The sequence below is a fragment of the Methanoculleus caldifontis genome, assembly GCF_032842345.1.
GTDB classification, from domain to species: Archaea; Halobacteriota; Methanomicrobia; order Methanomicrobiales; family Methanoculleaceae; genus Methanoculleus; species Methanoculleus caldifontis.
Genome location: NZ_WBKO01000001.1, coordinates 1,086,470 through 1,113,467 on the forward strand (window position 1 = coordinate 1,086,470; position 26,998 = coordinate 1,113,467).

18 protein-coding genes are annotated in these 26,998 nt (G+C 64.2%); 15 read left to right on the top strand and 3 right to left on the bottom strand.

Going from position 1 to position 26,998, the window contains the following annotated elements; all coding sequences use genetic code 11:
- Window positions 1-45 precede the first annotated feature (45 nt).
- The 8 genes from cbiT to F8E02_RS05650 are packed head-to-tail and all read left to right on the top strand — an operon-like array spanning window position 46 to window position 5,728.
- A complete protein-coding gene (cbiT, locus tag F8E02_RS05615; RefSeq protein WP_317064501.1) occupies window positions 46-576 on the top strand; it encodes a precorrin-6Y C5,15-methyltransferase (decarboxylating) subunit CbiT in 531 nt (176 codons plus the stop codon).
- On the top strand, window positions 567-1,184 hold the full coding sequence (locus F8E02_RS05620) for a cobalt-factor II C(20)-methyltransferase (protein WP_317064502.1): 618 nt from the start codon (window positions 567-569) through the stop codon (window positions 1,182-1,184). Before cbiT ends, F8E02_RS05620 begins: the two co-directional genes overlap by 10 nt.
- Window positions 1,177-1,893, top strand: coding sequence for a cobalt-precorrin-4/precorrin-4 C(11)-methyltransferase (locus F8E02_RS05625; protein ID WP_317064503.1), 717 nt, complete (start codon window positions 1,177-1,179; stop codon window positions 1,891-1,893). The genes F8E02_RS05620 and F8E02_RS05625 overlap by 8 nt, the downstream gene beginning before the upstream one ends.
- On the top strand, window positions 1,890-2,762 hold the full coding sequence (gene cbiG / locus F8E02_RS05630; protein ID WP_317064504.1) for a cobalt-precorrin 5A hydrolase: 873 nt from the start codon (window positions 1,890-1,892) through the stop codon (window positions 2,760-2,762). Before F8E02_RS05625 ends, cbiG begins: the two co-directional genes overlap by 4 nt.
- Complete coding sequence (gene cobJ / locus F8E02_RS05635) at window positions 2,731-3,525, top strand: precorrin-3B C(17)-methyltransferase (protein ID WP_317064505.1); 795 nt, start codon at window positions 2,731-2,733, stop codon at window positions 3,523-3,525. Before cbiG ends, cobJ begins: the two co-directional genes overlap by 32 nt.
- Complete coding sequence (locus F8E02_RS05640) at window positions 3,473-4,153, top strand: precorrin-8X methylmutase (RefSeq protein ID WP_317064506.1); 681 nt, start codon at window positions 3,473-3,475, stop codon at window positions 4,151-4,153. The genes cobJ and F8E02_RS05640 overlap by 53 nt, the downstream gene beginning before the upstream one ends.
- A complete protein-coding gene (locus tag F8E02_RS05645; protein ID WP_317064507.1) occupies window positions 4,134-5,147 on the top strand; it encodes a cobalt-precorrin-5B (C(1))-methyltransferase in 1,014 nt (337 codons plus the stop codon). The genes F8E02_RS05640 and F8E02_RS05645 overlap by 20 nt, the downstream gene beginning before the upstream one ends.
- Complete coding sequence (locus F8E02_RS05650) at window positions 5,144-5,728, top strand: cobalt-precorrin-7 (C(5))-methyltransferase (RefSeq protein ID WP_317064508.1); 585 nt, start codon at window positions 5,144-5,146, stop codon at window positions 5,726-5,728. Before F8E02_RS05645 ends, F8E02_RS05650 begins: the two co-directional genes overlap by 4 nt.
- A gap of 3 nt (window positions 5,729-5,731) precedes the next feature.
- Here the strand turns inward: F8E02_RS05650 and F8E02_RS05655 are convergent, their stop codons facing one another.
- The 3 genes from F8E02_RS05655 to F8E02_RS05665 form a co-directional block, all read right to left on the bottom strand.
- Window positions 5,732-6,055 carry a transposase gene (locus F8E02_RS05655; RefSeq protein WP_317064509.1) on the bottom strand — a complete coding sequence of 108 codons (324 nt, stop codon included), beginning with the start codon at window positions 6,053-6,055 and terminating at the stop codon, window positions 5,732-5,734.
- Between the two features lie 57 nt (window positions 6,056-6,112).
- Window positions 6,113-7,051, bottom strand: a complete 939-nt coding sequence (locus tag F8E02_RS05660; protein ID WP_317064510.1) for a DNA adenine methylase — start codon at window positions 7,049-7,051, stop codon at window positions 6,113-6,115.
- Window positions 7,052-7,112: 61 nt separating this feature from the next.
- Window positions 7,113-8,126 carry a DNA-methyltransferase gene (locus F8E02_RS05665; RefSeq protein ID WP_317064511.1) on the bottom strand — a complete coding sequence of 338 codons (1,014 nt, stop codon included), beginning with the start codon at window positions 8,124-8,126 and terminating at the stop codon, window positions 7,113-7,115.
- A 200-nt stretch (window positions 8,127-8,326) separates the two neighbouring features.
- Between F8E02_RS05665 and F8E02_RS05670 the strand changes: the two genes are divergently transcribed.
- The 7 genes from F8E02_RS05670 to F8E02_RS05700 all read left to right on the top strand — a co-directional run bounded on the left by F8E02_RS05670 (window position 8,327) and on the right by F8E02_RS05700 (window position 26,937).
- Window positions 8,327-9,961, top strand: coding sequence for a PAS domain S-box protein (locus F8E02_RS05670; protein ID WP_317064512.1), 1,635 nt, complete (start codon window positions 8,327-8,329; stop codon window positions 9,959-9,961).
- A gap of 242 nt (window positions 9,962-10,203) precedes the next feature.
- The gene (locus F8E02_RS05675; protein ID WP_317064513.1) at window positions 10,204-12,345 is read left to right on the top strand and encodes a SpoIIE family protein phosphatase; all 2,142 of its coding nucleotides are present in this window, start codon (window positions 10,204-10,206) and stop codon (window positions 12,343-12,345) included.
- 20 nt (window positions 12,346-12,365) lie between these two features.
- Window positions 12,366-13,151 (top strand): PKD domain-containing protein, encoded by a 786-nt coding sequence (locus F8E02_RS05680; RefSeq protein ID WP_317064514.1) that lies wholly within the window; start codon window positions 12,366-12,368, stop codon window positions 13,149-13,151.
- A gap of 320 nt (window positions 13,152-13,471) precedes the next feature.
- Window positions 13,472-18,808, top strand: coding sequence for a S8 family serine peptidase (locus F8E02_RS05685; RefSeq protein ID WP_317064515.1), 5,337 nt, complete (start codon window positions 13,472-13,474; stop codon window positions 18,806-18,808).
- 21 nt (window positions 18,809-18,829) lie between these two features.
- Entirely contained in the window at window positions 18,830-22,642 is a 3,813-nt protein-coding gene (locus tag F8E02_RS05690) for a hypothetical protein (RefSeq protein WP_317064516.1), read from the top strand.
- A 10-nt stretch (window positions 22,643-22,652) separates the two neighbouring features.
- Entirely contained in the window at window positions 22,653-23,387 is a 735-nt protein-coding gene (locus tag F8E02_RS05695) for a hypothetical protein (protein WP_317064517.1), read from the top strand.
- A gap of 307 nt (window positions 23,388-23,694) precedes the next feature.
- Window positions 23,695-26,937, top strand: coding sequence for a PEGA domain-containing protein (locus tag F8E02_RS05700; protein WP_317064518.1), 3,243 nt, complete (start codon window positions 23,695-23,697; stop codon window positions 26,935-26,937).
- Window positions 26,938-26,998: the final 61 nt, after the last annotated feature.

Genomic DNA, 26,998 nt, shown 5'->3' on the forward strand with positions numbered 1-26,998 from the left:
ATTAAATAGGAGTTAGCACAAATTTATCTGGGAAATGGGGATGCCATGGGACTGAAGGGTGGACCTACGCAGGACGAGGTCATGGCCGTATCGCTCGCAAAACTCGGCATTCGCCCGGGCGACCGGGTGGCCGACGTCGGGTGCGGGACCGGGAAGGTCGCCGTCGCCGCTGCACGGACGGCGGAACGGGTCTACGCGATCGACCGCCGGCCGGAGGCGATCGCCTGCGCCAGGCAGGAGGCGGCCGCCGCCGGTGCCGGAAACATCGAGTTCTTCGAGGGCGACGCGGTGGACGTTCTCCGCGATATCGACCGGCTCGACGCCGCTTTCGTCGGGGGGTCCCGCCGCCTGCCGGAGGTCCTCGACCTCCTCGCCGGGAAGGTGCAGGGAAGGATCGTCGTGAACGCGGTGATGGTCGGGACGCTTCATGAGGCGATAGCAAGTATGCAGCGTCTCGGCATCTTCGTCGAGGCCGTCCACCTCCAGGTCTCCCGGTCAGCCGGCATCGCCGGCGGGATGATGTTCAAGCCCATCAACCCGGTCTACGTCATCGTCGGGGGTGCCGGATGCTCGTAGGCGTGGGGCTCGGCCCCGGCGACCCGGAACTCCTGACCCTTCGTGCGGTCAGGCTTCTCGCCGAGGCAACGGCGGTCTTCGTCCCCGGAAACATGGCCTACGACCTGGTGCGGCCCTACCGGCCCGACGCCACGGTCCTCAGGTTCCCGATGACGAACGACGAGGCCTACATCAGAAGATGCCTCGAAGAGAACGCCGACCGGATCGCGCCGTGCGCCTTGAACGGCCTTGCGGTCTTTGGGATCATCGGGGACCCGAACTTCTACTCGACATTCTCGCGGCTCTGCGAGGTGATCGCCGCCCGCTACCCGGAGATCACGTTTGCGACCGAGCCGGGTATCAGTTCGATCACCGCGTTCGCCTCGGTGGCAAACGTCCCGGTGGCAGGCGGATTCTTCGTCTCGGACGGGAACGGGCCGGAATCAAGGATCTTCATGAAGGTGAGGAAGCCCGCGGCGCTTGCGGCCGACCTCAAGGGAGAGGGCTACTCGGAGTTCGTCCTCGTGGAGCGGATGTTCATGCCGGAGCAGCGGGTCTACCGGGATGACGACCTTCCCGAGGAGAGCGACTACTTCTCGATCCTCTTTGCGAGGCGGTCCCGTGCATAAGTTCTACATCGTGGGCGCCGGGCCGGGAGCGCCCGATCTCATCACCGTCCGGGGGATGGACCTCCTCCGGCGGGCGGACGTCCTCATCTACGCCGGGTCGCTCGTGAACCCAGCGCTCGTCGAGGAGTCCGGCGCGGGCATAAAACTCGACAGCTGGAAGATGGCGCTTCCCGAGATCGTCGGCGCGATTGAGGAAAACGTCCGGGCCGGAAAACTCGTCGTCCGGCTCCACTCGGGCGACCCGGCCCTCTACGGCGCGATCGTCGAGCAGATGGCGGAGCTCGACCGGCGCGGGATCGAGGCCGAGATCGTCCCCGGCGTCTCGTCGCTCTTTGCGGCGGCTGCGGCCCTCAAGACCCAGTTCACGCTCCGCGACGTCTCCGAGAGCCTGATCGTCACCCGCCCGGCAGGGGCGACGCTTGAACGCGATCTGATCCCCGAGTTCTCGCGGCTCGGCCAGACGATGGTGGTCTTCCTCGGCACCGAGCTGATGGAGGAGGTCCTCGCCCGGGTGGAGTGCCCACCCGAGACCCCGGCGGCGGTCGTCTACCACGCTTCCTGGCCCGACCAGAAGGTCGTCCGGGGGACGGTGGCGGATATCGCAGAGAAGGCTCGTGCTGCCGGGATCGAGCGGACGGCGCTGATCGTGATCGGGAAGGCGGTCGAGGGAGCGGCCTCAGGGTTCGGGAGGTCGGTCCTCTACTCATGACCGGGACCGTCGTTGTCGCGCTCGACCGGTTCCTCCCCGACGCCCGCCGTATCGCCGATGCGCTCGGCGCCGCGGTCATCCCCTACGGCCCTGATGCGTTCCGTGAGGCGTTCAGCCGCTACGGCCGGATCGTCGCCCTGATGTCGGCCGGGATCGCCGTGCGGGGGATCGCCCCGCTCCTCGCCGACAAATGGCGGGACCCGGCTGTCGTGGTGGTCGGCCCGGACCTCCGCTACGCCGTCCCGGTGGTCGGGGGGCACCACGGCGCAAACGAACTCGCCCGGGACCTCGCCCGTCTCGGGATCGAACCGGTGATCACGACCGCGACCGAGACCCGCGGCCGGGAATCGGTCGAGGGGATCGCCGCCCGGACCGGGTGCGATATCGTGAACCGCGACTCCACCCGTGCGGTGAACGCCGCGGTCCTCGATGCCGACGTGCCCCTCTACGCGATCACCGGTCCCGGGATCGTCGTCGCGGGCCCGGGGGTCTCGCTCCTCGTCCGGAAGGGCGAGTACGTCGTCGGGGTCGGGTGCCGGAAGGGCGTCGCGGCCGGCGACGTGGTCGGCGCCGTCCGGCAGGCGCTGGAGCAAGCCGGGATCGCCCCCGGCGAGGTCCTCGTCTACGCGACGACGAGAAAGAAGCGCGGGGAGGCCGGCCTCCTTGCTGCCGTTACGGATCTCGGCGGCAACCTTGTCTTCTTTGACGACGAAACATTGAACGCAGAGGCGGCCCCCACCCCCTCGCGAGCCTCCCTGATCGGGCTCGCCGGGGTCGCCGAACCCGCGGCCCTCGCGGCCTCGAAGCGGAGAGAGCTGGTGCTCGCGAAAGAGACCTATGGGAGTGTTACCGTTGCAATCGCACGATAGTAGAGGAAGACTGTATATCGTCGGGACCGGCCCCGGCAACCTGCTGCAGATGACGCCTAAGGCGCTCAAAGCCCTCGGCGAGGCCGATTGCGTCATCGGCAACGGGTTCTATCTCGACCTGGTCGAGCCCCTGCTCGCCGGAAAAGAGGTTATCCGGAGCAGCATGGGCCGTGAGGTCGACCGGGCGGCAAAGGCGCTCGCCCTCGCGGAGGATCGTGTCGTCGCGATGGTGAGCGGCGGGGATGCCGGGGTCTACGGGATGGCGAGCATCGTGCTCGAGGTGGCGGAGCGATCCGGCACGAACGTCCCTATCCAGGTAATCCCCGGCATCACGGCGGCGGTCTCGGCGGCGGCGCTCCTCGGCTCGCCGCTCTCGGGCGACTACGTCACGATGAGCCTCTCGGACCTCCTGACCCCCTGGGAGGAGATCGAGCGGAGGCTCGACCTCGCGTTCCGGATGCGGGTCCCGGTCGTCCTCTACAACCCCAGGTCAAGGGGGAGGCCGCACAATCTGGATACGGCGATCGGGATCGCCCGCCGCCATCTCCCCGACACGACGCCGGTCGGCGTGGTCAGGAACGCCTACCGGGAGGGGGAGGACCGGCTGGTAACGACGCTTGGGGAGTTTGAAGACCACTTTGCCTTCGTAGACATGCACTCGATCGTCTTTGTCGGCGGAGAAGAGACCAGGATCTTGAGGAGTGAGACTGATGGGAGAGGAATCATCACGCCCCGGGGATACCACCGGAAATACGTATACTGATCTTGCGGCGGTCACCCCGGAGGCCTACGCGATCGCGAGCACGAGCCGGAACCTGGCCCGCGAGCAGGTGGGGAACGCCACCGCCGAAGACCGGATCCGGCAGCGGTGCTCGATCGCGGTCGGCGATTTTTCGATGGCCGACCTGATGCGGTTTGCAGGCAGCCCGGTCGATGCGGGGCTCGCCGCGCTCGAGCGGCAGGCGCCGATCATCACCGATATCCGGATGGTGCAGACGGGCATCCTGAAACGCGGCCATGCAAGCGAGGTCGTCTGCGCCCTCGACTACGGGGAGGATATCGCCCTGGCCCGCGGGATCACCCGGACGTCGGCCGGGTTCTTCGCCCTGCGCGACCAAATAGAGGGCGCCATCGTGGTGATCGGGAACGCCCCGTCGGCGCTCCTCGTCGTCTGCGATATGATCCGCGAGGGGGTCCGGCCGGCCCTGGTCGTCGGGACCCCGGTCGGGTTCGTGAACGCTGCGGAGTCGAAGGACGCCCTCCGCGCCATCGACATCCCCTCGGTCTCGAACGTCGGGACCCGGGGTGGGACGCCGATCGCGGTGGCGGCGATCAACGAGATCATCACGATCCGTGCCGAGCGTGCCGGTCATGCGGGACCCGGTTACTGATTTCGAGTATCCCGCGGCGTGGACGGCGGCCTGCCGTTCGCCGGCCCTTCTCGAGGACGTCCGGCGCGGGCTCGCGGTCCTGACGGCGTCCGGGTCCGTCCTCCGCCGGGGGTTCACGACCGGGACGACGGCGGCCGCAGCCTGCAAGGCGGCGGTCCTCTCGCTCACTTTCGATACCGTCAGCGAGGTGAAGGTCACCCTCCCCTGCGGCATCACCGTCACAGTCCCGGTGGACGGCTACCGGGGCCGGGCGTCGTGCTGGAAGGATGCCGGCGACTACCCCTCGGACGTGACCGCGGGGCTTGAGTTCGTCGCGATGGCGGTTCCCTCCCTATCGGGAGGAGTCCAGTTCGTCCCCGGCGAGGGGATCGGGAGTTTCGCCCGCGACACCCCCCGCCACCGCCAGGGGACGGCGGCGATCGGCGAGCAGGCGCTCGAGTGCATCCTGCGCTCGATCGACGAGGCGGTGGAGGAGGCCGAACTCTGCGGGACGACGGTCATCCTGACGGTCCCGCGGGGGCCGGAGGTGGCGCAGAAGACCCTGAACCCGAGAGTAGGGATCCATGGCGGGATCTCCGTCCTCGGCACGACCGGGTTCGTGGAACCCTGGGACGACCACATGACGGAAGGGGTGCTCGAGCGGGTCGGCCGGGCGGCCGGAAGGGCCGTCCTGACGACCGGCCGGCTCGGGCTGCGCTACTCGCGGCTCCTCTTCCCCGAACGGGAGGCGATCCTGGTCGGGAACAACCTGGCAGAAGCGCTCCGGGTTGCCGGCGAGGATACGGTGATCTGCGGCCTCCCCGGCCTGGTCCTGAAGTTCATCAACCCCGACGTCCTCGACGGGACCGGGTGCGCGACGGTGGAGGAACTCTCGGCGACGGTGCTCTGGAAGGGGATCGCCTGCCGGGAACTTGCTGCGTTCCGGGCTCTCCACCCGGGCGTCCGGGTCGTGATCGTCGATCGCGGCGGCCGGATCATCGCGGAGTCGCCGTGAAGATCGTCGGCGTCGGTTGCGGACCGGGGATGCTGACAGAGGAGGCGATCGCTGCCGTCCGGGAGGCAACCCTCGTCTACGGCTCGGCCCGTGCGATCGCGCTCGTCCGCGACGTCATCCCCCCCGGGTGCGAGGTCCGCGAGATCGCGGATTACCGCGGCCTCCGGTCTCTCCCGGCCCACGCGGTCGTCCTCTCGACGGGGGATCCGATGCTTGCGGGTCTCGGCTACCTTCCCGGCGAGGTCGTTCCCGGCATCTCCTCCCTCCAGGTCGCCTTCGCCCGTTTAAAGATCCCGCTGACGCGGGCGGCGGTTGTCTCGGCCCACGGGAAGGACCACGCCCCGGCGGTCGCCGCGGCCCGGGAGGAGGTCCTCCGGGGCCGGGTGGTCTTCCTCATCGCCGATCCGGCCTTCGATGTCGGGGAACTCGCGGCCGCCCTCCCCCCGGAGGCCCGGCTTGCCGTCTGCGAGAACCTCGGCTACCCGGAGGAGCGGATCGCCGTCGGGACGGCGGCGATGCCCCCGGCGCCCCGAAACGACCTCTTCGTCGTGGTGGCGGGAGCGTTCCAGGATCAGGCGTAACTGTTACCGAACGACGGTCCGGATCGCCCCCGCGGCAGGCCTGACCGGTTTCCCCTTCCGGAACTCGTAGCCCGACCGGATAAGGTCGAGGAATATCGCCTGGTAGGTCCCCCGCTCGCAGAGCTCGAGATGGTAGCGGTGCACCGTCGACTTCGTCCCGTACTCCGCCGGCACGTCGCTCCAGGCGCACCCGGTAGAGAGGACATACAAGACCCCGTTGAAGAGGTGGCGGGGGTCCCGCCGCGGCCGGCCGATGTGCGGTTTCTGGGGCGGGAGGTGCCTCTGGAGGATCGCCCAGAGGGCATCGTCGATCTCCCGGAATGGCATGGTCCCGGATATCCTTCCTGACACCTTATACTTTTGGGACCGCCCGGCGTCCGGGCGCTATCGCTCTCTATGGTTGTGCGGGTCGTAGTTCGTGACGATAATCTCGTGGATCGCCCCACGTTTCGCCCCGTCGCAGTTGATCATCCTCTTCGCCGGAACCCTGTCAACATGGTATCCGGAATAGAGGTTGTCGAAGAACGCGTCATCGGGATCGGCGTTCCTCGGATCGGAGTTGCTCAGCATCAGCCTCGCCCCCGCGGCATCGCACCGCGCGTAGAAAGCCGCAAGGCGGCGCTGCTCCACATCGGTAAACCCTTCCTTCGCGTACTGCGTGAACGACGACGTCCGGTTCAGGGGGCGGTAGGGGGGATCGAAGTAGACGAAGGTCTCTTTTGAGATGTAGGGCTCCGACTGCATGAAGTCGCCGAGGTGGACCGTCGTGTTCCGCATCAGTTCGGCATCGGCCCGGAGCAGGTCCTCGTGCAGGATCCTGGGGTTCCCATATCTGCCGAACGGGACGTTGAACCCGCCTCGTGAGTTGACCCGGTAAAGGCCGTTGAAGCACGTCCTGTTGAGGAAGATGAACCGGGCGGCCCGCTCCACCCAGTCCGCGCCGTACCTTCCGAAGTCGATGGTCTCTCTCTCGCAGTTGAACGCATCCCGGGTGGCGTAATAATATTCCCTGCGCCCGGCGCCGTCCTGGGAGAGGAAATCGTCGGAGATCTCGCGCAGACAGTCGATGAGGCCGGCAACGTCGTTCTTCACGACGCTGTAGGCGAGGACCAGCTCCTCGTTGATGTCGAAGAGGTGGCACTCCCTGAACCTGAAGACGCTGTTGAAGTGAAAGTAGACCGCGCCGCCGCCCATGAACGGCTCGACGAAGACCGGCAGGCCTCCTCCGGCGAGTTCGCGGGGAGCTCTCTTTGCGAACGCATCGAGCAGCTGCGCCTTGCCGCCTGCCCACTTAAGAAACGGTCGTGCGGTGACTGGTGGCATCGGTCTCTTCCATCCGGCGTCAATACTTTGCGGTATCGGCAAAAATGTGTTTTGGAAGGCTTTACGAATCGCCACCGCCCTTCCCGCGGCGGGCGATGATGCCCTGCTTCACAAGCATCTTCCGGATAGACCACCGGCCCCTGCCGAGTTCGCTCTCCAGCACCTCGATGGCACGTTTCTTCGTCGTCCCGGACGCGGTGAGCAGGGCGAACCGGGAGACCAGGGCTTCAACCTCGTCGCCGGTCCAGGTCCTGCCCCGGTTCTTATGTCCCGCAATCTGCGGGGCCCTCAGTGACGGCAGCAGCCACCCCTGCCCGAGACCGCGCAACTCCGCAACCTTCAGATCAAAGACCCGGTCCGACACCTCAAACCCGGTCGCCCTGCGGTCGAGGCCGACCGCCACCCGGGCGGTCGAGAACCCGCCGAGAAACATATCGCAGACCAGGTCGCCCTCGTTGCTGCTATACTGGATCATCTTGACGAGCAGATCGGTCGGGAGTTCGTTCTTGTTCTTCGTCTTCCCCGGTTTGTACTCGCGGTTGATGTTCCAGACGTCCTCGCGGTCCCGGTAGTTGGGCGACCCGTTGTCCGGCCCCTTCTCCCCGATCCCGTACCTCGATTCCAGGTTGAACGTCCTCCTGTCGCCCGGCTTTTCATAAAAGAGGATATGATAGTGGGAGGAGACGTATTTCCTGCTGGTGTAGACGCCGAAGTTGTACTTCCAGATGATATGGTTGACCTCGCGGAGCCCCGTCTGCCGCAGGGCATGGAGTATGTGGTAGAGGTTCGTGTAGCCCGATACGATGTAGATCGACCCGCCGGGCCGGAGGATCCGCTCGGCCTCCCGGATCCACCTCCGGCTGAACTCACCGTACCCGGCCGCGGGGACCTCGACGTAACCCTCGACGACGAACGTCTCGTCCCGGTTGTAGTGCTGGTGCAACCGGTCGCCGTTGATGCCGTACGGGGGATCGGTGACGATCAGGTCGACCGAGTCGTCGGGGATATACTTCCTTGCCCCGCGGATGCAGTCGCCGTTGTAGAAGATGTTGCCGTTGATTTCCTCAGACCTCATACGCATCTCCTCCGGGCTGCAACGTAAATCACGTGGGTTGTACGACAATAAGAGTCTGACCCGCGTCACCCGTGCAGGAGTGCAGCACGCGCCCGGCCGCGGGCCCGGAACCCTGTGCCACTCCCTGTGAGAGAGGTAACATTAATACGGCCCGGGTGGACTCCATCTGAGAACGAAGCGGGATCGTCGTGTGATACCAGATGACGGCACGTTCCGAGGGGATGCGGGCTCCGTGTACAGCCGGAGCGGGAGAGGGCGGGAAGGAGACCCATGCAACGGGTGAGCAGCCGGTCGATGAACGTATGGCAGCCCTCCAGGCCGAGAACCGGGCGCTCCGGGCCGAGAACGCCACGCTGCAGTCCCTCAAAGACGCCCTGCAGGAGAGCGAGGAGCGTTACCGGCGGTTCTTCGAGGCCGATCTCACGGGGGACTTCGTCACCACGGTGGACGGCCGGATCCTCGCCTGCAACCCTGCGTTCGTCAGGATGTTCGGGTTTGCCTCCGTAGAAGAGGCTCTGAACACCAGCATCCGGGACCTCTACGAGGACCCCGCCGACCGGGATCTGCTCCTTGTCCACCTCAGAAGGGAGGGAAAGGTGGAGAACCAGGGCCGGATCCGGAAACGCCGGGACGGCACGTCTATCCACGTCGTCGAGAACGTGGTCGGGCGCTTCGACGCGGACGGTGCGCTGGTTGAGATCCAGTGCTACACATACGACGACTCCGAGCGCAAGCGGGCTGAAGACGCCCTGCGCGAGAGTGAGGAGAGGTTCCGGGCGGTACTGGAGAACTCGCTCGACGCGGCTTACCGGTACAACCTCCAGAAAGACCGTTATGATTACATGAGCCCGGTCATCGAGCAGATCCTCGGTTTTACCCCGGAGGAGATGGCCTCGATGAGCATCGAGGAGATCCTGGGCCGCATTCACCCCGACGACCGCCTGTCGGTCGAAGCGGAGATCATCAACGCGGCCGCATCGGGGCGGGGACTTCTCGAGTACCGGTTCCTGACGAAGAACGGTGAGTACCGCTGGCTTGCGGATCACCTCACGGTCATCCGCGATCCGAACGGACGACCGCTCTACCGGGGCGGCATCGTCCGCGACGTCACCACCAAGAAGTCGGCGGAGGAGGAACTCGTCCGGATTCACCGCGATCTCGAGTCCGCTCACCGGGAGGCGAACCTCTACCTGGACATCCTGACCCACGATATCGGGAACACCGAGAACGTCTCGAACCTCTACGCCGATCTTCTCATCGACTCCCTGGACGGGGAGGCGGCCTGTTATGCGGCGAGCCTGAAGAAGAGCATCGCTAAAAGCATCGAGATCCTCGGCATCGTATCGAAGATCCGGCGGATCCATAGCGGAACGCCCGACATCCGGCCGGTTGACCTCGACGCCGTCATCAGGGAGGAGATCGCCCATTTCCCGGCTCTCCCCATCCGCTACGAGGGGATTACCCGGCAGGTTCTTGCCGACGACCTTCTCTGCGAGGTCTTCACGAACCTGATCGGCAACGCCGTGAAGCACGGTGGGCCCGGAGTTGAGGTATTCATCCGTGTTGAGGCCGCAGATGGGGGATACCTCCGCGTGACGGTCGCGGATACCGGCCGGGGTGTTCCGGACGCCCGGAAAGAGGAGATCTTCCATCGCTACGAGATGAGGCAGCGTGGCGTGGGCGAGGGCCTCGGCCTCTACCTTGTGCGGATCCTCATCGACCGCTACGGCGGCAGGATCTGGGTCGGGGACCGCGTACCGGGCCGCCCGGATGAGGGGGCGGCGTTCTCCTTTGTGCTCCGGGCGGCGGGCGGCGGCGGTACCGGGCGGGCCTGAGGCGGGTCGGCGAAGTGGTTCTCTTCTGCCGCCATCGTCCGGGGGTCAGAGTCGTCCCGCCTGACCGGCCGTGCCGGTGAGATCATGGGGTGTGGTATAAGTCTGGGTGGGTGCCGGAATCGCTCCCTGCTCCCGTCCGACTTCTGTTTCGGAGCTGGTAGCACCCCAACATCGGCCTGCGGGGCAGAGAAGGCGAATTCGATCCAGTATGCCTTATCTTCTCTCTCGGAACAATCTTAATGATGAGCGAGAGTGAGCCCGAGCGCCCCCGGATCCGGATCCCGGTCAGGACCAAGTTCCTCCTCGTATTCCTGGGTCTCTCGACGGTCGCCCTCCTCCTCGCCGGGTCTCTTGCCTTCGTGCAGATGGACGATGTCGGCCGCTACGCCCTGGACCGGAGCACCGATCTCGGAGCCCGCGCGATGAACGACAGCACCGCCGCGCTCGAGCGCAACGCCGAGGAGTCGCTTCTCCGGCTTGCGCAGAACCAGGCTTACATCAGCAATATCGTCTTTGAGCAGGTGAGCGGGGATCTTGAGATCATGGAGCGGTACGCGGCGACCATCATGGAGAACCCGTCCATGGTCCGGCCGCGGCACTTCTACCTGCAGGACGAAGAGCCGGCAGACCGGCGCGCAACCTCCCTCCTCTTCCTCTCGCCCGGCATCGATGCCGGGCGCCTTAGCGAGGAGCGGGACGCCGCCGGGACGATGAACGACATCTTCATCCCCGTCTCCGCAACGAACCGGCACCTGGCGAATGTCTACGTCGGGACGGGTTCGGGGATGGCGATGATTTACCCCTGGACGACCGGGCTCGATCCTGCATGCGACCTCCGGCTCAGGAGCTGGTTTTCGCAGGCAGTCGAGACCGGGGGTCTCGTCTGGTCCGAGCCGTATGTCGATCTCATCGGGCACGGCCTGATGGTGACCTGCTCGCGGCCGGTCTACCATCCGGAGAAGGGCTGGGTCTGGGTGGTCGGTGCGGACGTCACGGTCGAGACGATCAACCAGCAGATCATCGGGACCCAGGTGGGCGACCGGGGCTACGCGATGCTGATCGACCAGCATGGAAACGTCATCAGCCGGCCCGGCCTCACCTCGGGCGACCTGCGGTGGGACGCGTCGTTCGTCGCCGAGAACCTGCTTTCGAGCGAGAACCCGGATCTCGCTTCGGTCGCCGAAAAGATGACCGCGGGGGAGACGGGGGTCGCCAGGATCAGGTTTGACGACGGCGAGCGGTTCATCGCGTATGCCCCCGTCCGGAGCGTGAACTGGAGCGTCGGTGTCGTGATGCCGGTCGACGAGGTGCTCGCGCCGATAGAGAAGACCCGATCGAGCATCTTCCAGGCCTCGGAGGATACCGCCGCGCATATCGGCAGTCAACAGGACGCAATGAAGACCATCTTCACCGGGGCGTTCCTCGGCCTGCTCGCCGTCGTCGCCCTCCTGACCCTCGCCGTCACCCGGCACTTCACCCGGCCCATCGAGGAACTGCAGAAGGGTTCCGAGGCCATCGGCCGGGGCGACCTCGATCACCGGGTGGAGGTGGCGACCGGGGACGAGTTCGAGGAGCTTGCCCACTCCTTCAACCGGATGACGGCCGATCTGAGAGGACACGTCGAGGATCTCCGTCGGACGACCGCGGAGAAGGAGCGGATCGCAAAGGAGCTTGAGATCGCGAAGGAGATCCAGCAGAGCATCCTGCCCGAGTCGGCGCCGGTGCTTCCCGGGTTCGACCTCGCAGGCTTCAACCTGCCTGCCCGGGAGGTGGGCGGGGACTTCTTCGACTACATCCCTGCCGGCGAAGGTTGCTGGGGCGTCGAGATCGCCGACGTATCGGGGAAGGGCGTTCCCGCCGCACTCTTCATGGCCCTCTCCCGCACCCTCGTCCGGGCGAGCGCGTCGGAGAGCTCCGATCCGGTCAGGTCGATCCTGGAGGCGAACCGCTACATCTGCATGGATTCAAAGACCTGCATGTTCGTCACCCTCTTCTACGGTATCCTCGATACCCGGAAGGGGACCTTCACCTACGTGAACGCAGGCCACAATCCTCCCCTCCTCTTCAGGGCGGGATCGAGCGAGGCGGAACTCCTCCAGGGGAAGGGGATCGCCCTCGGGATCTTCGACGATATCGAGCTCGAACTCGTGGAACTCCGGCTGAACCCCGGCGACACGGTGGTCTTCTACACCGACGGGGTGAACGAGGCCACGAACGAGCGCGACGAGGAGTACGGTATGGAGCGGCTCAAAGCGTTCATCCCGGGACTGCTCGACCGCCAGGCACGGGAGATGATCGAGGCGATCGTGGAGGACGTCACCGCCTTTGCCGGCGACCGGCCGCAGTTCGACGATATCACGCTTGTTGTGCTGAAGGTCGGGTGATACGGGTGAGATGGATCCTCATGGTACTTCTCCTCTTCGCCCTTGCCGGCCCCGCCTCAGCCGTTCCCCTCCTTCCCGCGGAGTTCTGGGGCACGGTCACGATCGACGGGAGCCCGGCGCCGGCGGGGACCGTCGTCACAGCAAGGATCGACGACCGCGACTGCGGGTCGCTCGCCACGGCGGCTGCCGGGGCCTACGGCGGGGATAGCCTCTTCGATACGCGTCTGATCGTCGGCGGGGAGGACGGCGATGCCGGGAAGGCGATCGTCTTCCTCGTGAACGGTATGCCCGCCGGGACGGCGGTCTACACCCCTGGCACTTCCGTCCGCCTCGATCTTGCGGCCGCCGGCGGGAAAGCGACCATCTCCGCGAACGTGACCGCCGGCACCATCCCGCTCACCGTCCGGTTCACCGACACCTCCGCAGAGAATCCATCATCCTGGCACTGGTCGTTCGGTGACGGCGGCACTTCCGTAGAGCAGCATCCGGTGCATACCTACACCCTCCCCGGCAACTACACCGTCTCGCTCTCGGTGGACGGCGGGCTCGCGACCGTCACGAGACCCGGTTACGTCAGGGTCACCCCGGTCCTCTTCGGGGACGCGAACGAGGACGGCGCGGTCAACCAGGCCGATACCCTCGTCGTCCTCCAGGAGGTCGTAGGTCTCCGGGAGAAGCCTGCCGCCGGGACCGATCGGTTCCGGAAGACGGACGTCGACGTGAACGGCGTGATCGAGGTCGGCGACGCTCTTTTCATCGCCCAGCACAACGTCGGCCTCCGGGACCCGTGGTTCGGGTTGCTGTAGTCCCGGTCGGCCGCGCAGAGGAGATCGTCGCGGCGACTGCGAGGGGCATGCCCTCCCCTGTTTGTGAAATTTCCCGGCAGAATATCGGGGGAAAAGCTCTTCAGTCTTCACTCCTGCTTCTTTTTCCCCATCCGGCCGTAGTGACGTTCAATATAATCTTATCTATTCGATATCCTGCTCACATGGAGTAAATATTTAAAAATCCCGCTCAAAATTTGATTATTTTTTATTTCTCATCTCTGGGATGTGTGTTGGAAACAAAACTATTATATGCAGAATAATCGTTTTATCTTCTCATTGATCGTTTTTGGGTGATCTGCATGAGAATGTCGAAATTCGTGGCGGGATTGATTATCCTGCTCATTGTCCTGTTCCTGGCGGGCACCGCGAGTGCCCTGCCGGGAGATGACCGGACCGTACGGGACCCCCCCTCCGTCCAGGCGGGGGAGCGGGTACCGGTGTTCCTGGTCTTGAACGAACAGCCAAAGCAACCTGCGTCCTTTGGCGAGCTCAAAGCCAACGCTCTGAGCCGTCAGGCGCAGGTGCTGCAGACCGTCGGAGCAGTCGACTCTGCGGCCGCAAAGACCGCCCGGTCCTACTGGATCGCGAACGCGATCTGGATGGAGGCCGATCCGGCAGCGCTTGATCAGCTTGCCAGGATCCCGGGGGTCAGCCGCATCGAGCCGGACCTGACCGTCACGCTCAGCGACCCGGTCACGGGGGTTGCATCGACGATCAGCCCCGAGTCCATATCGCGGCCGGAGAACGGGTACGCCACGGTCTGGAGCGTGGACTATATCGAGGCCCCGTCCGTCTGGAAGAACGGGACCATCGGTGAAGGAGTGACGATCGCCATCGTCGATACAGGTATCGAGGGCGACCACCCGGCGTTCGGCGACCGTGTCGTCAAATTCGCCGACTTCGTCTACGGTGACAACACCTCCGCCTACGACGACCACGGCCACGGCACCCACTGCGCCGGTACGGCGGCAGGCGGCACGGTCACGGTCGAGAATTATGACGGCCAGTTCGACGTGGCCCTCGGCGTCGCGCCTGGAGCGAACCTGATCGGGGCAAAAGTCCTCGGCAGTGGAGGTTCCGGCTCGTTCAGCACAATTCTCAGCGGCGCTCAGTGGGCGGTCGACAACGGGGCCGACATCGTCTCGATGAGCCTTGGGACCTACGTCTCCCGCGACAACTACGAGGGTGGCTTCTACCTCTCCGAGGGCGAGAGCCGGATTGTTTCGCTCGATGTCTCGTCGCAGATGCACGATGTTTTCGGTGTCCTCTATGAGCCCCAGTTCGTGATCGGATCGGTCCGGGTTGAGGACCAGTATTACTACGCCACTGCGGCCGGATATGATCCAAACCCCCTGGAGAGCCTCACCATCACCATCACGGATGGTAACGGCAACATCGCCAGCGGCGCCGAGATCGACTGGCTCGGTTTCGACCAGAATACGAACCGCTACTACTTCAAGGCGCCCTATGCCTCGAACACCGCAGGCTGGAACGGTTTCTGGAAGCTCAATGTGACGAACACCGGAGAGACCGGGGTCTCGATCCGGGAGGCCGGGCTCTCCGAGTGCTATCAGTCCAACGGGGAGACCATCCTTGATGCCGCTATCAACAACATGGTCGCCGGAGGCACCGTCGTCGTGATCGCCGCCGGGAACAATGGAGAGTTTGGTACCGCCACCATCGGCACGCCGGGGACCGCAAAAGACGCCATCACCGTCGGCGCCACCGACTACCTGATGGACTACCGTGCGTTCTTCAGCAGCATGGGGCCGGTGAACCGGGCAGCGCCGTACATCAAGCCCGACGTCATGGCGCCCGGTGTCGCGATCATCTCGGCGTACCCCGGCTGGCAGTATGCCTCCGGACAGGGCACATCGATGGCCTGCCCGGCCGTCGCCGGAGCGGCGGCGCTGATGCTCTCGGGCAACGAGACCCTTACGCCCGCTGAGGTGAAGGCCGCCCTGATGAAGACGGCGGTCCACATCGGCGAGGACGGGGCCATCCTGCCCGTGATGCAGAAGAACAACGCCTACGGTGCAGGCAGGATCAACGCCTATGAGGCGGTGAACACCACCGGCGGCCTTGGTGAGGCTCTCCCGTGGAACGGGATCCAGCACGAACTCATCGGCGGATCCCTCGGTTACAGCGTGACGGGCAATACCCTCCCGGTCATGGCGGTCCTCTGGAACACGACCGCAGGGGAGCCCCTTGCGGGAGAAGAGGTTGAGCTCAACGTATGGTACGAGGGGTATTACAATTTCCAGTATTACCGCGCCTATGTTGACAACCAGACGCTCACGACCGATGAGTATGGGTACGCCTACTACAATGCGGACATATCCACCGTCCCTACCAGCAGGTCTGTCTACACCAGAATCGCCAGTGGCAGTCTCCAGCTGGAGGGCTCGGTGTGGAAGAACTCGGTCACGCCGACCCCGACCGTGACGCCGGAACCGATCGTCCCCATCTACACTAGCGAGACTTACCGGGTGGACCGCAACGCGACCGTTGAGATCAAGTATCCGCTCCTCGCCGCCGACGGCTCGCCCTACGTGGAGGATGTCGCCTTTACGGTCGAGAACGACAGTGATACCCTCGTCGACGAGGTGCTCACCCCGGTGAACGGCGTCATCGCGTACTCGCTTGACCTTGCCGGGAGGCCGCTTGATGAGACGGATCTCGACATCTGGGTTGGAGGAAGATACGCGGGAAGCGTCTACGTAAGCCAGCAGGAAGACATCAGCCAGCACGTGCGGCCCTTCCCGAATCGCGCCATCTGTCTGCCGGGAGAGACGGTCGACCTTGGCATCATGGCCATGTCGTTCCACGGGCGGAAGACCGCGAGCCAGGAGTTTGACGTCTATGTCACCACGTTGACGGAGACCGAGGTACTCTCGCTCTCGTCGGCAGGCGCTCGGACCCTTTCCACGCCGGAACTGGGCAATATGCAGGCGCTCCGTGCCGAGGTCGCCGGGATGAAGCCCGAGACCCGCATGGGCTCCGTCGGCCTGACGAACGGCATCGGGCTTATGAGCTTCACGATGCCGGAAGACGGCTACATCGCCATCGTCCGGTTTGTCGCTCCGTATGAAGCCATGCCCATGGCCCAGTCGCCCGGCGAGGCGGTCACGGTTCTCGTCTACGGGACGCTCGAACCCTGGCTCATGCACCGGAGCACGCCTCCGGCCTACGAGGACTCCTACAATGGGACCCGGACGTTTGTCTACGCCACCTACGACTGGCCGGCGGTCTGGGACCAGAGCGCCTACGCATCGGTCCCCGCCGATGAGGCCACCATCACTGCCTGCGTCTACACCTACGACCCGGCGACGGTTGAGTCCGATGAATCGAGTGAATCCGGCGCCGCGCCCGGGAAGACGGTCTATCTTTACACCAAAGACGGTGTCCAGACCGGCGTGACCGGCCCGGATGGTACCTGTACCTTCACCGTTGATACGACTGACAGAACGATGATGGAGTATCTCCTCATCTCGCCGGGCGTCACCGCCTCCCGGGGTATCTGGAAGGGGCATACCCCGTTCAGTCTGATCAACGGTTACTCAGTCAACCCTGGACTGATAGCCAACAGATTCTCCGCATCTGCGCACACCGGGACGCTTTACCCGGACTCCGAGATGCGCGACATCAGCGTTATCCGTGACGGCGACGCGTACAATGTGAAAGCGACAAGTTACGGCCCTGCTGATGAGCTCATCCACGAGAGGGGAGCTTTCACCTTCAACAGGCTACCCGGTGCGTCGATGGAGGGTTCCGCGGGAACCGAAGTGGCTACTGTGGTGGACTTCACCGGCACGAAGACCATCCGTGTGACTCCTGCGACGAAAGAGTATTACGCGGCTTCCTATCGTCTCCTCAACCCGAACGACCAGTCTTCCGAATCTCTCTACTACATGTTCGGTAGCCCGGAGAAGTCCGTTTCCTACACGATGCCTGACTCCGTCCTGCTCGGGTCGTCCGTGCCGGTCGTCTTCAACGCATCGACCAGCGACGGAGCGCCGATTGCCGGTGCGCGCGTCGTGCTCGCGCTGGGCGCAGCGTCGAGTGAGTCGTACGGCGTGTCCTCCTTCTCCGATCCGAGAAACGAGAATATTCTTCTCGCGGCGCGCAACTTCCCCGACCCCTACACAGTGATCGCGAACGGTTACACGGATGCCTCCGGTAAGGTAACCCTGACCTTCACCGCGCCCAATGCCGGTCAGCAGGCGCTGAGGGAGGCCCTCGTTCACGCATCGGGCGTCTCCTACGAGATCTCCTGCTACCACGATGGTGAGTTTGTACAGGCAGGCTACGGCTACCTGGGGTTAACCGCCGAGGCTCTCCCCGACTTCGTGCCGGACATATCCGCGCCGCAGATCGTGAAACTCGAGCGGAACGACCAGATCACCATCTCCAACGTCGCCCTCTTCATCAGCAACATCGGGACGGCGGACTACGTCTACGACTCGAACAACAGGATGACCTGCACTGCCGAGGTCGGGCCCCACAGCGAGAGCACCTACTTCACGAACAGCCTCGCCAGGGGTGTGAAGGCGTCTGTCCTCACGACGACGGTCTCGCGCAACGCACGCGATTTCGGTATCAACACGAGCGACTACCGGCTGCCCCTCGACGTCGACGTCGGGATCGAGGTCAACGCGAACCGGGCGGTCGCGGAGCTGAACTACCAGAACAACCGGCTCGTGCACCCTGTCCGGATCACCGCGCCTGACCTGGCCGTCGAGTTCCTCGCGCCGAGATACACCACGCCGGCAGGCATCACCACGATCGGAGTCCGGGTGACGAACCACGGCGAGGTCGGGAGCAACGCGGCGAGCCTCTGCTACACCATCACCGGCAAGCCGGAAGCGACGGTCGCGGTCCCGGCGCTCGCGCCCGGACAGTCGACGATGATCTGGCAGAACCAGACGCTTGTCGCCGGCGAGTACACGATCGACGCCGAGGTCAACCGTGCAGGAGCGACCGACTACGAGACGACGTTTACAAACAACCGCGTCAACACCACGATCGGCTCCTACACCAACCCGGCGACCAAAATCGAGCTGCCCCGGAACCTCGTGCTGGTGCCCGGCACGACCTACGACCTCCCGATCACCGTCAACCAGGTCTCCGACCTTGCGGCCTACCAGGTAGACCTCACCTTCAACGGCTCCGTCCTTGCGGTGCAGGACGTCATCCCCGGAGCGCTGCCTCTGACGGCGAAGAACATCGGAAGCGGGAGCGTCAGGTTCAACGGCGCCGCAATATCCGGCGTCAGCGGGAATGTCACCGTTGCCACCGTCCGGTTCAACGTCGTCGGTAAGACCGGTGACGAGACGGCCCTGAACATGGTTGCAGGTCTCTGGGATGCGAACACCCTCGTGATCCCGGCCGAAGTCGTGAGCGGCGATGCGTATCTCCTGCTCTACGGCGACGCGAACGGTGACGGGAAGGTCGATCAGGCAGACACCCTGAAGGTTCTCCGCGAGGTCGTCGGCCTCGATGCGAAGCCTGCTATCGGGACGACGAAGTTCCTCCAGACCGATGTCACCAGGAACAGTGCCATCGAGGTCGGCGATGCGATGTTCATCGCCCAGTATAATGTCGACCTGAGGGACGAGTATTTCAGGCTCAAGTGAGGGAACAAGGAGGAAAATGAAATGAGACATATGATATGGAGCATCCTGCTCCTCACCCTCCTCTGCGGCGTCTGCTCTGCTGCCACGCTCTCGGTGGATCCAGCGGAGAGCACCTGCGCCAGCGGGGAGACCGTGGACCTGACCGTCTGGGTCAAGGACGTCAGCAACCTGGGCGGGTTCGACTTCGACCTGAAGTGGGACCCCCGGGTCGTCAGGCTCAACGGAACGAATGTAGATGACAGCATCATAAAGGGACCCCACGTTGACAGCATCATGGTGAACTCCCAGAGCGGGAGAGCCCGGATCGCGGGCATAAGCGCCCTCGGGATCACCAGGGGAGCCGATGGAGCCGATCTCTTTGCGGTGCGGTTCGTCGGGGTCGACGACACGGGCGCCTCGACGCCGGTCACCCTCACCGTCAACAACTACGGGTTCCTGAACTCCACGTCCGGCGAGGAGATCCCGGTCGCTGCGATCACCAACGCCACCATCACGGCTGAGAAGACCAACGTCGTCGATGCCCGGATCGCCGTGCCGTCCAACCAGGTGATCACCGGCCTCGAGAGCCGCCTCACCGCCTCCGTCGTGAACCGCCGGGGTGCCGTGACGTCCCCGCTCGACGTCAACGTCAGCATCGTCGACGGCAGCGGCGCCATGGTCGAGTCCTGGCTCTATCCCGGTGAGACCGTTCCCGCCTGGGGCAGGTTCCAGCGGGAGCTTGCCTGGACTCCGGCAGCGCCCGGGACTTACAGCGTCCGGATCAACGTGACGAGCGATAAGCCCGTCTCCGGAACGACGGACTACACGACGACCATCACCGCAAAGGAGTACACCCTCGAGTTCACCGACGGCTACGTCTACGGCCCGTGGGACGGCAGGGCGAGCGCCGGCTCATGGTTCAGCATGGGCGCCTACGTGAGGGCAAGCCAGCCGGGCAACGTCCGGTTCAACATCACCGCCCCGGACCATGTCGAGGTCGACGGCGGGAGAAACCAGACCCGGTACCTGTATGGCTACGACTGGAATTACGTCGGTGTCTGGATGCGGTCGAACACGCCCGGCCGGATCGCTGCGGGTGATATCAAGTTCGATATCGCCGCGAACGGCAAGGCCGACTCAGTCGACTGCCCGACCGTACTCATCTGGATCCCCTCGATCCAGGTCTCGTCCGTCAATGTCACATCGGTAACCGGGACTCCCGGTGAACTGACCTTCAACACCCTCCACACCAACAACACCTACGACAACGTAACGAAACTTACCATCCAATCCGGCGCCCGCGGGCGCACGCTCTCCGGTCTCGACTACCTGGTCGGCTACCCCTACGGGTGCGTCGAGCAGACGACGAGCCGGATGATGGCATCGTTGAACGTGAAGAACTACTACCTCGACCGCGCGGAGAGACCCACGAACTGGGACAGCATCCGGGAGAATGTAAACTCCTCGATCTCCGGCGGTGTTCAGAAACTTGTCAGGGGCGGCGAGGTCGGCCAGAACAGCGACGGTGGCTGGAACCTCTGGGGCGGCGACCCCTCGGAGTCGTCGTCGAGTTCCTACGCGAGTTACACTCTCGCCCGAATCAACATGCCCGAAGAGGACTTAAACCGGCTCCTTGACGGGAAGATCTCAAACGGCAGCACGGTCACTTCCGGCACCGTAAACTTCGAGAAACTGATCCAGTGGTTCCACGACAACCCGGACAACCCGAGCAGCGGTACCTGGACGTGGAGCGCTCACGTCTGCCACTCGTGGACACCGGAGTCGAACACCGCGTTCGTCATGCTCATCCATGACATGATCAACCAGACGGTGGAGCTGGATGCCGAGCACCGCGGCTACATGGAAGACAACATGAGGAACGCCACGCGGTACTTCGTCGACACACAGAAGCCGGACGGTTCGTGGTCGACCGGCGACGACCAGGCGATGGCGACGGCGCTTGCCCTCTGGGGCCTTGAGTCGTTCGCGCTGCCCTCAGACGACGTCACCGACCAGCAGATCGCTGATGCAAAGGCGGCTGCGGCGGAGTGGCTGATCGCGAGCCAGAACTCCGACGGATCCTGGCCGGTCGGCGGCTACTACGGCTGGTATTACGGAGGGCGGGATGCCGAAGCGACCGGCTACGCAGTCCTCGCGCTGAACGCGACCGGGCTCACCGCCGATAACCCGACGATCAGCAGCGGCGTCAACTGGCTCATCGAGCAGTACGAGACCGGCGGAGGATGGGGATACACCTGGGCCACTCAGGTAGCCATCGATGCGCTGATCCAATGCCAGCCCAACATCATTACCACCGGCACGGTCGATGTCGTCATCGACGGGGCGTCTATCGGCACCTTCAGCGTGGACGCGACCAACCCCCGGACGACCTACACGCTCACACCTGCTCAGATGGACGTCCTGATGGCGGGCGGAAACCTGAAGCGCGACATCTTCGGCGACGGGTTCTCCACGGTGAAGTCTCACCTGCTCACCGCCACGCTCACTGCCGGCAGCGGGCCGATCCTGGTCAGCGTCGACCACACGCAGTATGCCCCGACGAGCGAGATCGACAACACGATCCGGTCAAACCCGGTGATCCAGTCGTTCGGCTACGACGAAGAAGAGGCCGGGCTCCTGCAGGTCTCGACGGATATCGGGACGCTCGCCGATCTCGAGGAGGAGAACCCCTACACCGTCGGCATCACCTCGACCCCGATGGTCGCCGGCGAGGAGGCGGATCTGACGATCACGGTCACGTCGAGCAAGAATGTATACTCCCCGATGATCGAGGTCCCGATCTCCGGGTTCAGCTTCGATAACGCGTCGACCATCTTTGAGAACGGAACTGCCGGGGCGTTCGAAGTCCTCAACAGCACGACGAGCAGCGACCAGCTCGCGCTCTTCATCCAATCCGTCGGGTGGGTAAGGAACGTGGAGATGACCTACCGGTTCACGATAATCCCCAAGACTCACGGGGATCTTGATGTGGACCTCCGCATCCGGCCGCTCTACGACGAGACGCAGGTGACCTTTGCGAGCGAGACCATCCGGGTCATGGGCAAGGGGAACGTCACCGTCAACGTCGTCGATGAGAACGGTGCGTCGGTCACCGCCGACAGTATCGCACTCGGTGCGACCAGCGTTGCCGACAAATCGAGCCACACTTTCACGAGTGTCCTTCAGGGGACCTACCCGCTCGTCGTGAACAGCACCGGCTACCCCTCGATCCACACCGCGGCCCGGGTCGCGCCCGGTGCGACGGGAATCTACAACGTCACGCTCCCGTCGTCCCTCGCCGACCCGACCCTGGTCCTCTCGGAGGGAGGCGCCGGCAGCATCGCCGACGTGGCGCGGGTACCCCCCGAGCCGCTCAACGCGCTCCGGAACGAGAACACCACCTACAGCGTGACGGTTCTCGGGAACGGCGGCGAGCTCGGCCTTGCGCTCGAGTTCCCGATGCGTTACCTGATGAACAACCCGGTTGTGAAGGTGAACGGCGTTGTGACGCCGTATGAGCTGATCAACGGGACGTTCGAGTACAATCCTCTCACGAGGACTTACTCGACCACGAACGCCACCCTGGTCGTCTACAACACGACGGCCGGCAGCAACACTATAGATATCGAGTTTGACGGCGGCAGGTTAGGCAAAGCCCGGAGGACCGGCGAGGTCACCTCTACGGATGCGATGTTCGTTCTGCAGTTCGTCGTCGGCAGCAGGGCTGGTTTCGACACGTACGACTACGTCGACGTTCATTCCCGCGACAGGCAGATGATCACGTCCACGGATGCGATGTACATCCTCCAGAAGGTGACGGGTTCGCGCGACGAGTATTACAACCTTAAATCCTGAGGTGAACCGATTGAAACCCATTTTTTCACGCACACTCATTCTTGTAGCGCTACTGTGCGTATCGTTCACAGCGGTACAGGCAGCGGAAGTGCGCCTCGCTGACGGGCAACTCACCGTCGCGGGCGTCGACGACAGCATCGGCCTTGGCGCCTTTGATGTCGTCCTCTCGTACGGGCCTGATGTCTCCGTCACCTCCGTCGAAGGCCTTCCGGGTTTCCTGGTGGCCAGCAACATCAGGAATGGCGAGGGAATGACCATCATCGCCGGAATCTCTGCTGACGGTCCGACGGGTGATGTCCCTGTCGCGTCCGTGGTGGTCGAGGGGACGGGCTCCATCGCGATCGCTGTTCGGGAGCTGGCTAACAGCCGTGGAGATCCGATTCCTTTCACCAACCCGGCATTTGGCGGGACCACCCCCACCCCGGTACCGACCACACCCGGAAGCATGCCCGGGAGCGGTAGTTCCGTCTCGTCCGGGAGCGGGGGCCCTGCTTCCACACCGGCCCAGACTCCCACGCCGGCAACGACCGCCGCGCCGGGAGAAACGCCGCAGGCGGTGGAAACCGGATCGACACCGGCCGTGACGGCTGCGACGACGACAGCGGTACAGGCGGGAGCGACAACAGAGCCCCTGGAATCACCTGAAGCGGGTGAAACTGCAGAGAGCACGCCGAAAGCGGGACTACCTGTCCTTATTGTCCTCTTCGCGGTTATGATCGTAGTTGTATTAAATAGAAAGGATTAATTATCTCTAAAAAAGAGGCTTGATTATGAAAAAGCAGACCTATGTTAACGCCATACTTGTTCTGCTGTTAACTCTGTCTCTCTGTATCCCTGCAGCCAGTGCCGTAGGAGCCGGCACTGTGTCCGTGACGGATAATACAGGGGTTCGACAGGGCGAGACGGCAAATGCATCTGTCTGGTTTAACAACGACTTTAACCCGAAAGCGGGTTCATTTACATTTGCAGTCTACTTCGACGAATCGGTTGTGACGGCAACCGAAGTCAGTGCGGACGCTACGTTCCAACTTCCGCCCGGGCGCTCAAGCGGGATGATCTTCGCAGGGGCGACCGGAACCGGCTACTCGAACACCGCTCCGTTCTGGGTTGCGAATGTTACCTTCGAGGCCGTGAAGAACGACGGTTCGTCTACCCCGGTCGGGGTCGTTCTGATAACGCTGGACGACACCAACGGTGACGATCTCATCTCATCAACGACCGTCATGAACGGCACCTTCACCACCAAGGATGAAGTGCCCCCGGCGATCACGCTCACCACGCCCGTGACCGTCTCATCCACGTTCAACATCGCCGGCACTATCACCGACGTCGGTGGGATGGGAACCGCTCAGGCCACCCTGGCGAACGCGACCCACACGGTGCCCTTCGCCCTCACGCTCAGCGGGTCGGCTCCCGGTTACACCTTCAGCGAACAGGTCACCTGGCCGATTGAGGACGGGGTCACCCTGACGGTCACCGCGACCGATGCCGCGGGCAACGCCGCGGCGCCCAGATCGCAGGTCATCAACGTCGTCAACGTCGGGTTCTCGCAGCCCGCACCGACCGGCTACATCAACGCCGTCCCGGCCCAGGCACAGGCCTTCATGTCCCAGATGGACAAGACGTCCGTCGGTATGATCCTCGGCTCCGCGACCTACGGCCCGATCCCGCTGGTCGTCGACACCACTACTGACTACGCCAGGGGCACCGTGCCTCCCGCTCTTCCCGACGGCGACTACTGGGTGAACGCCAGCGGCACCGACAACTTCGGCGATGAGCGGTACCTGAACTGGACCTTCACGCTCGACACCACCGCACCGGTGATCAACTCCTTCACCATCACCGACAGCGACGGTGACGGTTACATTGAGGCCGGCGAGACTCTTACGCTGACCTGGGACGTCTCCGCCGACCCGAACTTTGACCGTGTCGCCCTCGTGGACGTCGCAACCGGCCAGGAACTCTGGACCAGCGGCAGCCTCTCCGGGACCACCACGACGACGATCCTCGACGGAAACCGCGACCTCGCGTTCCGTGCCTATGACCGTGCGGGCAACTTCGGCAGCCGCGGGTTCCACCTCTACTATGACTACATGGTCTGGGTGAACTCGACCAGGATGGGCGAGGTCTCCGGCATCGACACGACCTACACTGCGGTGAAGGATATCAGCAGGACCGCGGTAAGTTCCATCACCCTCTACGGGTGCACCGTGACCCTCCCCACCCTCGACTCGCTGGTGAGGACCGTTACCGGTGTCGGCCAGGTCACTCCCGACACCTACGTGACTGTCGATGCGAACGCAAACCGGACTCTCTCAGGAAGCGAGACCTACGGCAACGTCTGGGTTCTTGATCCCGGCGTGGACCTCGACTTCCTGGTGCAGGTCCCCCATGCTCACAAGGCCACCCTCGTGCTCGCGGAGGCGAACGAGTCCTACATCGCCGACCTGATCCATGGCGGGCGGGGCGGCATGCACTCGGTCAACTACACCGAGCTCATCAAGAGGACAGCCTACATCTTCATCGATGGCGGCTGGACGAAGATCACAGTGGCCGACGACGGCACGATCTCGATGGATGCACAGTCCGGGACTCCCATCACCAACGCGGGCAACATCTCCGCGACCCTCCGCCACCCGGCCAACCAGGTGGACCTGGACGGTGCCGGCTACCGGCTGAGCACCCAGGGTCTTGACGCGATCGTGCCCGCTTCCGGCGACTATGCGCTTGCCGCGATCGCTATGGACGGCGACCGGATGGGTATTATCGGCGCGATGCCGATCATGGTTCTCGGGAGTGCAGAACTGGGCTCGATCTCCGCCACGAGCGTGGTGCAGGGAGGAAGCATTACCGCGCAGTTCACGTCGCCCTGTGAGCGCCTCGGCGTGGTCCTGCTCCGCAACGTCGCCTACAACGGCACCGCGGTGATCGACGCGGCGACGCTCGGTGCGAACTCTCTCCAGGTGAACCTCACCTACAACGGCATCCCCGCGACCCAGAAACTCATCGGCGACATCTACGTCAGCCCGAGCAGCGGGAAGTATGTCGTGGCGAACACCAACCAGGCCACGATCTCGACAGCGGGACTGGATGCCGGCACCTACCGGGTCTACATGGTCGGGCTGAGCGCGAGCGGAACGATGCAGGCCTATGGCCAGCACACGCTCCAGATCACCCCGGTCGGGAGCATTGCCGTCACGTCCGTCCCCACGGGTGCGACGATCTACCTCGACGGAGCGGACACGGGCGTCGTGACGAACGGAACGCTCCCCGGTGTTCCGGTCGGGACCCACAACGTCACGGTGACGCTGGCCGGCTATAACCCTGCCTCCTCGCAGGTGACGGTCGCCGCCGGTCAGACCGCTACGGCTCACTTCGCTCTTACCCCTGTTGCAGAGACGGGGAGCATCGCCGTCACGTCCGCCCCCACGGGTGCGGTAATTTACCTTGACGGAACAGCTACCGGTGTTGTGACGAACGGGGTTCTGACCGGCGTCCCGGTCGGGACCCACACCGTTGCGGTGTCGCTGGGCGGATATAACCCCGCCTCCTCGCAGGTGACTGTCGTTGCCAACCAGACCGTTGCGGTCCACTTTGCCCTGAGCCCCAGCGGCGGCGGCGGTGGCGGCGGCGGTGGCAGCAGCAGCAGCCGCACGACCTCCTACACCGACGCAGGCACGCTCTCGGTCAGCAGCTCGGGCACCGTCATCCGGTCCATCATCGTTAACGCCAACGACCAGGTCGGAAACCTGTTCGTCCCGGTCGGCGTGAAGGCGCTCGATGCCAACGGCAAGCCGCTCACCAGCATCGCCTTCAGCCCCCTCGCTGAGGACGAGGTGCCGGGGATCCCGTCTGGCTCGGTCTTCCGGTTTGCCGGCTACGCCTACGAGGCCGGTCCTTCCGGCGCCACGTTCAACCCGGGCATCACCCTGACGTTGAACATCCCCGACGACGTCTGGGAGACGCTCGACCTCACCGACACCCAGCTGAAGCTGATGTGGTACAACCAGGAGACCGGTCTCTGGGAAGAGATCGAAGCAACTGTCTCTCCGGAGACGAAGACCGTGAAAGCAACGGTTACGCACTTCAGCGTCTACGCGCTCTTCACCGAGACAGTGACGACGCCGGTCACCCCGACCGAGACGCCGACCACGGTCTCGCCGACGACGCAGCCCACGACGCCTCCGGCGGCAGAGCAGCCCGCTGAAGGGCTGCCCATGACGACGATCCTTGCTATCTTTGCGGTCGTCGTCATCATCGCAGCGGCCGGATACTTCTTCATGATGCGGAAGTAATCCGCTCAACCCTTTTTTTGCGCCTGAAGGCGATCGTTTGCAGTGCGATCTTCCGGGCTAC